This is a genomic window from Zobellella denitrificans, from assembly GCF_002407485.1.
GTDB classification, from domain to species: Bacteria; Pseudomonadota; Gammaproteobacteria; order Enterobacterales; family Aeromonadaceae; genus Oceanimonas; species Oceanimonas denitrificans.
Window position 1 is genome coordinate 528005 of record NZ_CP012621.1, and the last position, 12975, is coordinate 540979.

The window sequence follows — 12975 nt, forward strand, 5'->3', positions numbered from 1 at the left end:
CATGGCCCAGGCCGCCTTTGTCATCCATAGCCGGCCCTACCGGGAAACCAGCCAGCTGGTCGAGGTGTTCACCCGGGAGCAGGGCCGGCAGAGCCTGGTGGCCAAGGGCAGCCGTCAGCCCCGTTCTCCCCTCAAGGGGCTGTTGCAGCCCTTTGTGCCCTTGCGGCTCGGCTTCGCCGGCAAGGGCGAACTGAAAAACCTGCACAGCGCCGAGGCCACCGGCCCGGCCATCCGCCTGGCGGGGACGGCCCTGTACAGCGGCCTTTATCTTAACGAACTCATCTATTACCTGCTGGAAACCCAGACGCCGTTCGACGAGGTGTTCGACGTTTATCAGGATACGCTGAAAAAGCTGGCGAACGGCGAGGAAATAGAGCCGTGTCTGCGTCATTTCGAGTTTTATATGCTAAATATACTGGGCTACGGCGTGGATTTTACCCAGGACGCCCTGAGCGGCGAGACGGTGCTGCCGGATCGCTGGTACCGCTACCAGCCGGAGGCCGGTTTCGTGGCCCTGGAGGGACCCGAGCCGGGCGCCTACCCGGGGGAGCACCTCCACGCCCTGGCCGGGCTCGAACTCGGCCGGGCCGAGGTGCTGGTCTCCGCCAAACGCTTCAGCCGCCAGGCCCTGGGACCCTACCTGGGAGGACGCGCCCTGCGCAGCCGGGCCCTGTTTGTCAAAGGAAAGAGAGGAAGTCGCAGTGAGTGAATTGTATTTAGGGGTCAACATCGATCATATCGCCACCTTGCGTAACGCCAGGGGCACCAGTTATCCGGATCCGGTGCAGGCGGCGGCGGTGGCCGAGCAGGCCGGCGCCGACGGCATTACCGTGCACCTGCGGGAGGATCGCCGGCATATCACCGACCGGGACGTGGAGATCCTGGCTCAGACCATTCAGACCCGCATGAACCTGGAGATGGCGGTGACCGAGGAAATGCTCGATATCGCCTGCCGCATCAAGCCCGCCTTCGTCTGCCTGGTGCCGGAAAAACGGGAAGAAGTCACCACCGAAGGCGGCCTGGACGTGGCCGGCCAGCTCGACAAGGTCAAGGACGCGGTGACCCGGCTGACCGAGGCCGGCATCAAGGTGTCGCTCTTTATCGATGCGGACAAGGCCCAGATCGATGCGGTGGTGGCCGCCGGGGCGCCCTATATCGAGATCCACACCGGCCACTACGCCGACGCGCCCTGCGAGTCCGAGCGGCTGGCGGAGCTCAAGCGCATCGCCGCCTCCGCCTCCTACGCCCATGATCTGGGGCTCAAGGTCAACGGCGGCCACGGCCTGCACTATCACAACGTCAAGCCCATCGCCGCCATCCCGGAGATGCTGGAGCTCAATATTGGCCACGCCATCATCGCCCGCGCCGCCTTCGACGGCCTGGAAAAGGCGGTACGCGACATGAAGCGGCTGATGCGCGAAGCCCGCCAGGGCGTTTGATCGTCGGTCAGGGTGAGGCGTGAGGGGAGCGGCGTGAGGCTTCTCCTCACGCCTCCCTTCACTCCTCACCCCTCACTCCTCACCCCTCACCGGATTATAAATATTCCTTCGCCTCTTCTCGGATCTGCCCCATCCGCTCCTCCAGCTCCAGCAGTTCGGGCTCCAGCTCCTCTACCGGCTGCTTGGCCAGCAGGGCCCGCTCCAGCTGGGCCACCAGCGCCTGCAACTGGGGCACGCCACAATAGGCGGTGCCGCCGTGCAGCTTGTGCAGGGGCGGGTAGAGCCGCTCACCGTCCAGCTCCCCGGACAGGGCGGCGTCCAGCAGGGGGGCGAATTCGTCGAAGCTCTGCAGCAGCAGGGTGAGCATTTCCTTCGCCAGGGGCTCCTTGCCGCCCGCCTGTTTGACCGCCAGGGGCCAGTCGATCTGGCCCGGGGCCTGTGGCCGGTGGCTGAAGCGCTCTATGATGCGGGCCAGTATGGCCTCGTCGATGGGCTTGGCCAGGTAGTCGTCCATGCCCTGGCGCAGCAGCCGGTCCCGTTCCCCCTCGATGGCGTGGGCGGTCACCGCCACTATCGGCGTGCTGGCGTTGAGGCCGCCCCGGGCGCGGATCTCGCGGGTGGCCTGGATGCCGTCCATCACCGGCATCTGGATATCCATAAAGATGATGTCGTAGCGGTTGACGGTGGCCAGGTTCAGCGCCTCCCGCCCATTGGTGCAGCTTTCCACCTGGCTGACCTGCTCGCTCAGCATGGCGCTGATCAGCTTGAGGTTGGCCGGGTTGTCGTCCACCGCCAGCACCCGCAGTACCTGCTTGTGGGAAGGGGGGGCCAGGGTGATCTGCAGCATCGCCTCGGGGGCCGGGCTGGCCTGCTCCACCAGGGCGTGGGCCAGCTTCTGGTAGTGCACCGGCTTGCTCAGGCAGTGGCTGGCACCGGTCTTGAGCAGGGCGTCGATCAGGGTGGGATCGGTGGAACTGAGCAGCACCACCACCCTGTTGTCGTACTCTTTTTGCCGCAGGATGCTCTGCTCCATCTGGCTGGGCAGGGTATGGGGGCCGAAGCCCAGCAGGGCGCAGTCGATGGGCATGCCCGGATAGGGCTCGTGCAGCACCTGCACCCCCCACTCCCGCAGCAGGGCGGTGGTGGCCCGGCGGCTGAAGTTGTCCTCTTCCAGGTAGAGCACCGTCCTGTCGGCGAGCTCACTCAGGGGCAGGGGTTCGGCCAGGGGCAGGGCGGCCCGGCCCAGCTCCAGGGTGAAGCTGAACACCGAGCCCGCGCCCAGCTCGGAGTAGAGTTCGATGTCGCCGGCCATCTGGTGCACCAGCTTCTGGGTGATCACCAGGCCCAGGCCGGTGCCGCCGTAGCGGCGGGAGATGCTGGAGTCGGCCTGGTTGAAGGCCTGGAACAGCTGGCGGCGCTGGCTGTCGGAGATGCCGATGCCGGTGTCCTGCACATGGATGCACAGGCCGGCCTTGTCCGGGTGGCCGGCGGGACGGGCGTCGACCCGCACGTCCACGTTGCCCTGCTCGGTGAACTTGATGGCGTTGCCCACCAGGTTGGTGAGCACCTGCTGCAGTCGCAGCGGGTCGCCCACCAGGCTGTCGTGCACCGCCGCGTCCACCCGCAGCGACAGCTCCAGTCCCTTGTCGTGGGCGCTGGGGGCGAGCAGGGTCATCACCTCCTGCAGGGTGTCGCGCAGGGAGAAGGGGATCTGCTCCATCTTCAGCTTGCCGGCTTCCAGCTTGGAGAAGTCGAGGATGTCGTTGATGATGCCGAGCAGGTTCTGGGCCGACTTTTCGATGGTCTTGAGATAATCCAGCTGGTTGGAGGTGAGCCGGGTTTTCTGCAGCTGGCGGGCGAAGCCGATGACGCCGTTGAGCGGGGTGCGCAGCTCGTGGGACATGTTGGCCAGGAACTCGGTCTTGACCCGGGCCGCCTCCTGGGCCCGCTTCTTGGCCATGTCCAGCTCGATGTTCTGGATCTCGATCTGCTCCAGGGTCTCGCGCAGATCCGAGGTGGCCTGGTCGATGTTCTGCTGCATCTCGTCATGGTATTCCGATAGGGACTTGGCCATGGCGTTGATGCCGTTCTTCAGTACCTCCAGCTCGCCGGTGAACTCGCCATTGACCCGGGTATCCAGCCGGCCCTCGCGGATCTTGTACACGGCGCTGACCATGTCGGTGATCGGCTGGGATACCCCCTTGATCAGGCGCACCCCGAACAGGGTGCTGAGGCAGACCCCGAGCAGCACGATGAGACCGGCGAAGAAGCTGTCCCGGTAGTGCACCAGCATGGCCGAGTCGTTGGTCAGCTGCATGGACACATAGCCGATGGGGGTGGAGGAGGACTCCTCCCACAGGGCGTCGACGCGGATGCTGTCGGTTACCACCGGGGTGCGCAGTATGATGCCCTCGGGGCCGGTTTCCACCAGGGTCACCCGGGGCAGGGGCAGCCCCTCGGGCAGGCGCATGACGTTGAAGTCGCGGTGGTAGTTGGAGGTGACCAGCAGCCGGCCTTCCAGATCGAACAGGGCGATGGACTTGACCAGGGGGCTGTTGTTGCGATGGATGTTGCTGAGCAGGCGGTTGAGCGCTTCCCGGTTGCGGCCGGTCAGGGCCAGTTCGCTGGCCAGGGCCAGGGGCTCGATGACGTTGACCCCCTGGCGGATCAGGGCTTCTTCCAGTTGCTGGTAGCGGTTCACGGAAAAATAGCCGGCCAGCAATATGCCGATGATCAGGGTCGGTATGATGGTGAAGGCCAGTACCCGGGCTCGCAGGCCGTATTTGGTCATAGTGGGTGAATGTGGGACAATACGCGCTCAAATCAACAGATGCTTATGATGACATAGCCGGTTCGAGGGCTCCACGTTTTATGGTTCAGTTCTTCAAGGTCAAAAAGCCCGATGTCCAGGCCCAGGCGCCGCTCGAGGTCGAGGTGCTCGAGCTCAACGCCCACGGCGTGGGGGTGGCCCGCCACCAGGGCAAGCCCCTGTTCGTGCCCGGCGTGCTGGCCGGTGAACGGGTGCGGGTGCGGCTGACCGGACAGAACAGCAAGTACCGGACCGCCAGCCTGGCCAAGGTGCTGCGGGCGTCCCCGCAGCGGCAGAAGCCTTTTTGTCCCTATACCGCCCAGTGCGGCGGCTGTTCGCTGCAGCATGTGCCGCTGGTCGACCAGCGGGCCCTCAAGGCCCGGGCCGTGGCCCGGCTGTTCGCCCGCCACGGCGTCGAGGCGCTGCCCGAACCGGAATGGCTGACGGGGGAAGGGCAGGGCTACCGGCGGGTGGCCCGGCTGGCGATCCGCCGCCAGGGCAAGGGGGTGGCGCTGGGCTTTCGCCGGCACCAGTCCCACGAACTGGTGGAGATCGACCATTGCGGCGTGCTGGCGCCATCCCTGTCGGCCCTGATCCCGCCCCTGCGTGCCCTGCTCAACCGGCTGCAGGCGGTCAGGCAGCTCGGCCACCTGGAACTGTACCAGGCGGCCGAAGGCATCGCCCTGCTGCTGCGTCACGGCGGCGCCCTGTCCAACCGGGATCTGGACAGCCTGCTGGCCTTCGCCCAGGAGCGGGAACTGGCGCTGTTTTTACAGGACGATGTCGGCCGGCGCCCTTTACATGTTCCCTTTCCGCTTTATTATCAAATAGATAATATTAAGCTTTCGTTTACTCCCGGGGACTTTATCCAGATCAATGGCCGGCTCAACGAACAGCTGGTACGTCAGGCGCTGGCCTGGCTGGCGCCCGAGCCCGGGCAAGCGGTGCTGGATTTGTTCTGTGGCGTGGGCAATTTTTCCCTGCCGCTGGCTGCGGCCGGACATCCCGTGGTCGGGGTGGAAGGCGTGATGGAGATGGTGGAGCAGGCCCGCGGCAACGCGGAAGACAACGACCTGCCCGGAGCCCGCTTCCATCGGGCCGATCTGGCCGCCGACTTCACCGCCGAGTCCTGGGCCCGGCAGGGCTTCGGCGCCGTGCTGCTGGATCCGGGGCGGGCCGGGGCCGAGCAGGTGATGCCCTATCTGCTGAAGCTCTCGCCGCGGCGGCTGCTCTACGTCTCCTGCAACCCGGCCACCCTGGCCCGGGACAGCGAGGCCCTGCTGGCGGGGGGCTACCGGCTCGCCCGCCTCGGCCTCATTGATATGTTCCCCCATACGGCCCATTGCGAAGCGATGGCCTTGTTTGAACTCAGTTAAGGGACGCTTATGGTTTCAGTGCGCGACACCCACCTCAGATCAACCTTCAGCCTGGCGGAATGGGCGGCGGCCCTGCCGCTGGATGCCAGGGAGCGGGAGCAGCTGACGGCGGTCTACGACTATTGCCGCCGGTTGGGGGCGCCCGCCGAGGTGGAGCAGCGACTGCACGCCCAGGGCGTGGAGATGGTGGGCATACTGCTGACCCTGAGCATGGATCTGGATACCCACAAGGCGGCCCTGCTCTATCCCTTTCTGGAAAGCGGTTACCTCGGCCTGGAGCGGGCTCGGGAAGATTTCGGCGACAATATCGCCCGCCTGCTGCAGGGGGTGGCCGACATGGAGGCCATCCGCTCGTTGCAGCATGTGCACAGCGACAAGAGTTCCGAGGCCCAGGTCGACAGGGTCCGTCGCATGCTGTTGGCCATGGTGGAAGACGTACGGGCCGTGGTGATCAAGCTGGCCGAGCGGATCACCTGCCTGCGCGAGGTGAAAAGCGCCGACGAGGAGACCCGGGTGCTGGTGGCCAAGGAGATCGCCAACATCTATGCGCCGCTGGCCAACCGGCTCGGCATCGGCCAGCTCAAATGGGAGCTGGAGGATCTGTCGTTCCGCTACCTGCATCCGGACACCTACAAGCGCATCGCCAGGTTGCTGGACGAAAAGCGGCTGGCGCGGGAAGCCTATATCGACAACTTCGTCGCCGGGCTCAAGGCGGCGCTGCGCGACGCGGGCATCGAGGCCGAGGTGTACGGCCGGCCCAAGCACATCTACAGCATCTGGCGCAAGATGCAGAAGAAGCACCTGGACTTCGACGAGCTGTTCGACGTGCGCGCGGTGCGGGTGGTGACCAGGCACCTGCAGGACTGCTACGCGGCCCTGGGGGTGGTGCACACCCAGTGGCGCCATATCCCCCGGGAGTTCGACGATTACGTGGCCAATCCCAAACCCAACGGCTACCAGTCCATCCATACGGTGGTGATCGGGCCCGAGGGCAAGACGGTGGAGATCCAGATCCGCACCGATCAGATGCACCAGGATGCGGAACTGGGGGTGGCGGCCCACTGGAAGTACAAGGAAGGCGCCGTCGCCGCCAGGCAGAGCGGCTTCGAGGAAAAGATCGCCTGGCTCAGGAAGCTGCTGGCCTGGCAGGAAGACATGGCCGAGAGCGGCTCCCTGGTGGACGAGCTGCGCAGCCAGGTGTTCGAGGACAGGGTCTATGTGTTCACGCCCAAGGGGGAAGTGGTGGACATGCCCGCCGGCGCCACCCCGCTCGATTTCGCCTACTACATCCACAGCCAGATCGGCCACCGCTGCATCGGCGCCAAGATCGACGGCCGCATCGTGCCCTTCACCTACCAGTTGCAGACCGGTGACCAGGTGGAGATCATCACCCAGAAGCAGCCCAATCCCAGCCGGGACTGGATGAACCCCAACCAGGGCTTCTTGCGCACCAGCCGGGCCCGCTCCAAGGTGGCCACCTGGTTCAAGAAGCAGGACAGGGACAAGAACATCCACGCCGGCCGCGAGGTGCTCGACAAGGAGCTGGACCGCCTGGGGCTGACCTTCTCCCAGATCGACAAGAAGGCGCTGGAGCGGTTCAACGTGGCCACCCTGGACGATCTGCTGGCCGGCATCGGCGGCGGCGACCTGCGCATCAACCAGCTGCTCAATTACCTGCAGGGGCAGCACAAGAAGCCGACCAGCGCCGAGCAGGACGAGCAGGTGCTGCGCCAGCTGGAGCAGAAGGCGGCGAAGAAGCCACAGGATCACAAGGCCCATGGCCATATAGTGGTGCAGGGGGTGGGCAACCTGTTGACCAACACCGCCCGCTGCTGCCAGCCGATACCGGGCGACGAGATCGTCGGTTTCATCACCCAGGGGCGGGGCATCTCCATCCACCGGGCCGACTGCGAGCAGCTCAAGGAGCTGGCGACCCAGCACCCGGAGCGGATGGTGGACGCGGTCTGGGGCGAGAACTATTCCGGCGGCTACAACCTCACCATGCGGGTGGTGGCCAACGACAGATCCGGCCTGCTGCGGGACATCACCACCATCCTCGCCAACGAGAAGATCAACGTGATGGGCGTCAACAGCCGCTCCAACCGCAAGCAGCAGACCGCCATCATCGACATGGAGCTCGAGGTCTACAATATCGATACCCTGAGCCGGACCCTGGCCAAGATCAGCCAGTTGCCGGACATACTGGAAGCCAAGCGGCTGTAACGGGAGCAAGGATGGAACATTACAACTACTCGCTCGGCGATCTGCTGGCCATCATGGCGGCGCTGCGGGATCCGGAAAACGGCTGTCCCTGGGATCTGAAACAGGACTTCGCCAGCATAGTGCCCTACACCCTGGAAGAGGCCTACGAGGTGGCCGACACCATAGAGCGGGGGGCGCTGGCGGAGCTGCCCGGGGAACTGGGCGACCTGCTGTTCCAGGTGGTGTTCTATGCCCGCCTGGGGGAGGAGCAGTCATTGTTCAACTTCGGCGACGTGGTGCAGTCCATCAGCCACAAGCTGGTGGCCCGCCATCCCCACGTGTTCGGCAACGCCGACTTCGACAGCGAAGAACAGGTCAAGGCCAACTGGGAAAACACCAAGGCCGAGGAGCGAAGAGCCAAGGACGCCGCTGCCACCAGCGCCCTGGACGACATTCCCCGCAGCCTGCCGGCGCTGTCCCGGGCCACCAAGATCCAGAAGCGCTGCGCCGCGGTCGGCTTCGACTGGCGTGAACTGCCGCCGGTGGTGGACAAGATCCGCGAAGAGCTGGACGAAGTGATGGCCGAGCTGGACGAGCCGGAGCGGGATCAGGACAGGGTGGCGGACGAGCTGGGCGATCTGCTGTTCGCTACCGTCAACCTGGTACGCCACCTCAAGCAGGATCCGGAGGCGGTGCTGCGCCGGGCCAACGACAAGTTCGAGCGCCGTTTCCGGGCGGTGGAGCAGGCGCTGCGGGCCGACGGCAAGGACAGCCGGGCCTGCAGCCTGGAAGAGCTGGACGGTTACTGGAACCGGGTCAAGCGGCAGGAGTCCTGAACAGCTGTTGATGACCTTTGCGAAGCTTGCCCCGTGATCGACTTATGCGGTTATGGCAACGACTTTGTCATCAAACAAAAAACGCCACCCCTGCGGGTGGCGTTTTGCTATCGGCGGAATGACGGGATCAGTTGTCCCTGATCCAGTGATCCATGTCGGTCTTCAGGTTGTCGGAACGGGTGCCGAAGATGGCCTGTACCCCGGAGCCGGCCACCACCACGCCGGCGGCGCCCAGCTTCTTCAGTTGGGCCTGGTCCACCTGGGCCACGTCCTTCACGCCCACCCGCAGGCGGGTGATACAGGCGTCGAGGCTGGCGATGTTGTTCTTGCCGCCGAAAGCGGTGACCAGTTGCTCGGCCATTTCGGAGCCGCCCTGTTTGGCGCCTTCCTCGCTGGCCTCTTCCCGGCCCGGGGTCTTCAGATCCAGCTTGACGATGGCGACCCGGAACAGGGTGTAGTAGAGGGCGCCGTAGGCCAGGCCCAGGATGGGGAACATCCAGCCTTTGGTCGATTGCGAGAAGAACACCACGAAGTCGATAAAGCCGTGGGAGAAGGTCATGCCGTGCTTCATGCCGAACAGTATGGTCAGCACATAGGCGGAGCCGGCCAGCAGGGCGTGGATGCCGTAGAGCACCGGCGCCACGAACATGAAGGCGAACTCGATGGGCTCGGTGATGCCGGTCAGGAAGGAGGTCAGGGCGGCGGAGATCATGATGCCGCCGACCTTGGCGCGGTTTTCCGGCTTGGCGGAGTGCCAGATGGCAATGGCGGCGGCGGGCAGGCCGTACATCTTGAACATGTAGCCACCGGCCATGTTGCCGGCGCTGGGATCGCCGGCGATATAGCGGGCAATTTCGCCGCGGAACACTTCACCGGCGGCGTTGGTGTAGGTGCCGGCTTCGAAGAAGAAAGGCACGTTCCAGATGTGGTGCAGGCCGAAAGGGATAAGCGCCCGCTCCACCACGCCGTAGATGCCGAAGGCCAGGGCCGGGTTCTGGTAGGCGGCCCAGTCGGAGAAGCTGTTGATGGCGCTGCCGATGGGCGGCCAGATAAAGGACAGGGCCACGCCGGTGAAGATGGCGGTGACGCCGGTGATGATGGGCACGAAGCGCTTGCCCGCGAAGAAGCCCAGGTAGTCGGGCAACTGGATGCGGTAGAAGCGGTTGAACAGGTAGGCGGCGATGCCGCCGGCGATGATGCCGCCGAGCACGCCGGTATCGGTCAACTGTTTAATCAGGGTAGCGTCGGTGGCCGGATCCAGGCCGGTGACGATGGGGCCCATGACGCCGATGGCGGCGGTCAGCACGAAGTAACCGACCACGGCGGCCAGGGCGGCCACGCCGTCGTTGTTGGTGAAGCCGAGGGCCACACCGACGGCGAAGATCAGCGGCAGGTTGCCGAAGATGGCGCCGCCGGCCTGGGCCATCAGCATGGACACGATATGGGGCAGCCAGCTGAAGTCGGCGGCACCGATACCGAGCAGCAGGCCGGCCACCGGCAGCACCGACACCGGCAGCATCAGCGATTTGCCGACTTTCTGCAGGTTGGAAAAGGCGTTTTTAAGCATAAAAAACACTCCAGGACAAAGGATGTAACGGATTTTCAGGTAGTATAGAAGCTTGTTGGCCATATATTGATTGAATCGATTCAGCTTGTGCAACCCGGAGTGTAAAAAGGGGGATCGAGTGCGCATTTCGCCGGCGTTTATCGGTAACAAAGCAACAGTTTCTTACAAAACGTTACACAAGGCTCAACCTTTGCCAGGCGGCGCCGATAGATAGCCCAGGAGGACGACCGATGAAGCGAATATCCTGTTTACTATTGCTGTGCTGCAGCCTGCAGGCTTTTGCCCAGGAGCGGGATCCGGCTGCCTCCGGCACGGTCGCGACCGACGATCTCAGGGCCGTGCCCCTGTACGAGGAGCACGAGCTGATCCGCTGGATCAACGACAACCGCCACCTGCAGCAGGTGCGGGACAAGGACAACTGTCAACTGGTGCAGGATATCGAGGCCAGGGCCGAGGTGCTGCGGCTGCCTTCCTACCAGTTCCTGTGGGGGGACATGCTGGCCTGGGGGGTCTGTGTGCCCAAACAGCCACGGCGGGGCATGGCGATGATCTGGAAGGCGGCGGAGCAGGGCTTGCCGGCGGCGTTGGAACAGCTGGGCCGGTATTACTACAACGGCACCCTGGTGCAGCAGAACCGGGAGCGGGCCACGCCCCTGATGCAGGAGGCCGCCAGCCTGGGCTTCGAGAAGGCCCAGTTCACCTGGGCCCGCTGGCTGCTGGAGGGCGCCGGCAGCCCGCTGGACTATCCCCAGGCCTACCTGTGGTTGAAGCAGATAGTCACCGCCGATCCGGCCCGGCACCGGGAGGCGGAGCGCCTGAGCCAGGGCCTGGCCGCCCGCATGCCGCCCCACAAGGTCAAGGAGCTGAACCACCAGCTGCTGTTCTGAACCGGAATGCCGGCGGGCGTCGTGCTCCGGCGCCCGCTACCGGGACGCGCTTGTCATCGCCGACATTTCATGTCACCTTAGTGCACTAATGTGTATCATGTATATATATTAGCCGCCGACCCAGGATACCCGCTGAATGAAGCTGACCACCTATACCGATTTCGGACTGAGAGCCATGATGTACCTGGCCACCCTGCCCAGGGGCGAACTGACCAGCGTCGCCCATGTCTCCAGGCTGTACGATGTGTCCCGCAACCACATGGTCAAGGTGGTCAACCAGCTGGCGCGGGAAGGCTACATCCATGCGGTACGGGGCAAGAATGGCGGTATCCGCCTGGCCCGGGCGCCGGAAGACATCAATATCGGGCAGGTGATCCGCAGCCTGGAACACAACCTCAGGGGCATCGACTGCGGCAGCCCGGCCTGTTACCTGGTGCCCGCCTGTCGCCTGAAGGATGCCCTTCAGCTGGCGATGGAAGCCTTTCTGCGGGTGATGGAAAGCTATACCCTGGCCGACCTGGTGGGCAACAGGGACGAGCTGACGGTGATCTTCAGGCAGCTCGAGCCGCGTGCCAGTCAGGCCTGAACTCAGGACCGGTAGTATTGGGGCAGCACCCGGGCCAGTTTCACCATGTTGTTTTCCACTTCCAGTATTTCGATGGGGTAACCCGCCAGCCGCAGGCCGATATTGGCCTGGGGGATCTCTTCCAGGTATTCCAGGATCAAACCGTTGAGGGAGCGGGGGCCGTCGGTGGGCAGCGCCCAGCCCAGTTCCTTGTTGATATCCCTGATGCTGGCCGAGCCCTCGATCAGGTAGGAGCCGTCCTCCTGGGGCTTGATCTCGTCGCTCAGGGTCGGGCTGATGGTGGTGGTGAAATCGCCGACGATCTCCTCCAGAATGTCGTCCAGGGTGACCAGGCCCTGGATGTCGCCGTATTCATCCACGATAAGGCCGATGCGCTCCTTGTTGCGCTGGAACTTGAGCAACTGCACGTTGAGCGGGGTGGCCTCGGGGATGTAGTAGATTTCGCGCACCGCCCGCATCAGGCTCGACTTGCTGAACTCCTCCTTGGCCAGCAGGCGCAGGGCGTCGCGGGCATGGATAAAGCCCAGGGCGTCGTCGATGCTGTCCCGGTACAGCAGGACCTTGGTGTGCGGGCTCTGCAGCAGCCGCCGGCTGATGGTCTTCCAGTCCTGGGTCACGTCGATGCCGTAGATCTCGTTGCGCGGCACCATGATGTCGTCCACCGTCACCTTTTCCAGATCCAGGATGGACACCAGCATGTCCTGGTGGCGGCGGGGGATTAGGGCGCCGGCCTCGTTGACGATGGTGCGCAGCTCCTCCGAGCTGATGGCGGTATCCTCCCGGCCCTGGGGATTGATGCGCAGCAGCGCCAACAGGCCGTTGGAGATGGCGTTGATGGTCCACACCGCCGGGTAGAGCAGCACCATCAGCGGCTTGAGCAGAAAGGAGGCCGGAAAGGCGACCCGTTCCGGATAGAGCGCCGCCAGGGTCTTGGGGGTGACTTCGGCGAAGATCAGCACCACTATGGTCAGGGCGATGGTGGCCACGGCCACGCCGTAGTCGCCGAACAGGCGGATGGCGATCAGGGTGGCGATGGCCGACGCCAGTATGTTGACCAGGTTGTTGCCGATCAGGATCAGGCCGATCAGCCGGTCGGGGCGGGCCAGCAGTTTTTCGACCCGGGTGGCGGATTTGTGCTTGTTCTGGGCCAGGTGGCGCAACCGATAACGGTTGAGCGACATCATGCCGGTTTCGGAACTGGAAAAAAAGGCGGAGATAAAGAGTAAGGCTATCAGGATACCGGTAAGGGTACCCGTGGATATGTCGTCCAAGC

The 12975-nt window shown here is 64.4% G+C and carries 10 protein-coding genes; 7 read left to right on the plus strand and 3 right to left on the minus strand.

All coding sequences use genetic code 11. The features are described from left to right. Position 1: 1 nt before the first annotated feature. Both recO and pdxJ read left to right on the plus strand, forming a co-directional pair. Entirely contained in the window at positions 2-709 is a 708-nt protein-coding gene (gene recO, locus AN401_RS02475; RefSeq protein ID WP_094038512.1) for a DNA repair protein RecO, read from the plus strand. After that, the gene (pdxJ, locus tag AN401_RS02480; RefSeq protein ID WP_094038511.1) at positions 702-1439 is read left to right on the plus strand and encodes a pyridoxine 5'-phosphate synthase; all 738 of its coding nucleotides are present in this window, start codon (positions 702-704) and stop codon (positions 1437-1439) included. Before recO ends, pdxJ begins: the two co-directional genes overlap by 8 nt. Before the next feature lie 94 nt (positions 1440-1533). Here the strand turns inward: pdxJ and barA are convergent, their stop codons facing one another. Then, complete coding sequence (gene barA / locus AN401_RS02485; protein WP_096778443.1) at positions 1534-4230, minus strand: two-component sensor histidine kinase BarA; 2697 nt, start codon at positions 4228-4230, stop codon at positions 1534-1536. An 80-nt stretch (positions 4231-4310) separates the two neighbouring features. Between barA and rlmD the strand changes: the two genes are divergently transcribed. From rlmD to mazG, 3 genes are read left to right on the plus strand one after another with little or no spacing between them, the layout of a single operon-like run. Then, on the plus strand, positions 4311-5624 hold the full coding sequence (gene rlmD / locus AN401_RS02490) for a 23S rRNA (uracil(1939)-C(5))-methyltransferase RlmD (protein ID WP_096778444.1): 1314 nt from the start codon (positions 4311-4313) through the stop codon (positions 5622-5624). A gap of 9 nt (positions 5625-5633) precedes the next feature. Beyond that, positions 5634-7847 (plus strand): GTP diphosphokinase, encoded by a 2214-nt coding sequence (gene relA / locus AN401_RS02495; protein WP_096778445.1) that lies wholly within the window; start codon positions 5634-5636, stop codon positions 7845-7847. A gap of 11 nt (positions 7848-7858) precedes the next feature. Continuing rightward, positions 7859-8662 (plus strand): nucleoside triphosphate pyrophosphohydrolase, encoded by an 804-nt coding sequence (gene mazG / locus AN401_RS02500; RefSeq protein ID WP_096778446.1) that lies wholly within the window; start codon positions 7859-7861, stop codon positions 8660-8662. Between the two features lie 127 nt (positions 8663-8789). Here the strand turns inward: mazG and ptsG are convergent, their stop codons facing one another. After that, complete coding sequence (gene ptsG, locus AN401_RS02505; RefSeq protein WP_096778447.1) at positions 8790-10229, minus strand: PTS glucose transporter subunit IIBC; 1440 nt, start codon at positions 10227-10229, stop codon at positions 8790-8792. A gap of 230 nt (positions 10230-10459) precedes the next feature. Between ptsG and AN401_RS02510 the strand changes: the two genes are divergently transcribed. Further along, a complete protein-coding gene (locus AN401_RS02510; protein ID WP_096778448.1) occupies positions 10460-11116 on the plus strand; it encodes a tetratricopeptide repeat protein in 657 nt (218 codons plus the stop codon). 136 nt (positions 11117-11252) lie between these two features. Then, positions 11253-11702 carry an Rrf2 family transcriptional regulator gene (locus tag AN401_RS02515; RefSeq protein ID WP_094039168.1) on the plus strand — a complete coding sequence of 150 codons (450 nt, stop codon included), beginning with the start codon at positions 11253-11255 and terminating at the stop codon, positions 11700-11702. A gap of 2 nt (positions 11703-11704) precedes the next feature. On the opposite strand, the gene AN401_RS02520 is transcribed toward AN401_RS02515, so the two are convergent. Continuing rightward, on the minus strand, positions 11705-12973 hold the full coding sequence (locus tag AN401_RS02520; protein ID WP_094039167.1) for an HlyC/CorC family transporter: 1269 nt from the start codon (positions 12971-12973) through the stop codon (positions 11705-11707). Positions 12974-12975: the final 2 nt, after the last annotated feature.

Bases quoted from the DNA above. Each gene is read 5' to 3' on its own strand.
- recO (WP_094038512.1), top strand. From the start codon at position 2: ATGGCCCAGGCCGCCTTTGTCATCCATAGCCGGCCCTACCGGGAAACC.
- barA (WP_096778443.1), bottom strand. From the start codon at position 4,230: ATGACCAAATACGGCCTGCGAGCCCGGGTACTGGCCTTCACCATCATA.
- rlmD (WP_096778444.1), top strand. From the start codon at position 4,311: ATGGTTCAGTTCTTCAAGGTCAAAAAGCCCGATGTCCAGGCCCAGGCG.
- relA (WP_096778445.1), top strand. From the start codon at position 5,634: ATGGTTTCAGTGCGCGACACCCACCTCAGATCAACCTTCAGCCTGGCG.
- mazG (WP_096778446.1), top strand. From the start codon at position 7,859: ATGGAACATTACAACTACTCGCTCGGCGATCTGCTGGCCATCATGGCG.
- ptsG (WP_096778447.1), bottom strand. From the start codon at position 10,229: ATGCTTAAAAACGCCTTTTCCAACCTGCAGAAAGTCGGCAAATCGCTG.
- AN401_RS02510 (WP_096778448.1), top strand. From the start codon at position 10,460: ATGAAGCGAATATCCTGTTTACTATTGCTGTGCTGCAGCCTGCAGGCT.
- AN401_RS02515 (WP_094039168.1), top strand. From the start codon at position 11,253: ATGAAGCTGACCACCTATACCGATTTCGGACTGAGAGCCATGATGTAC.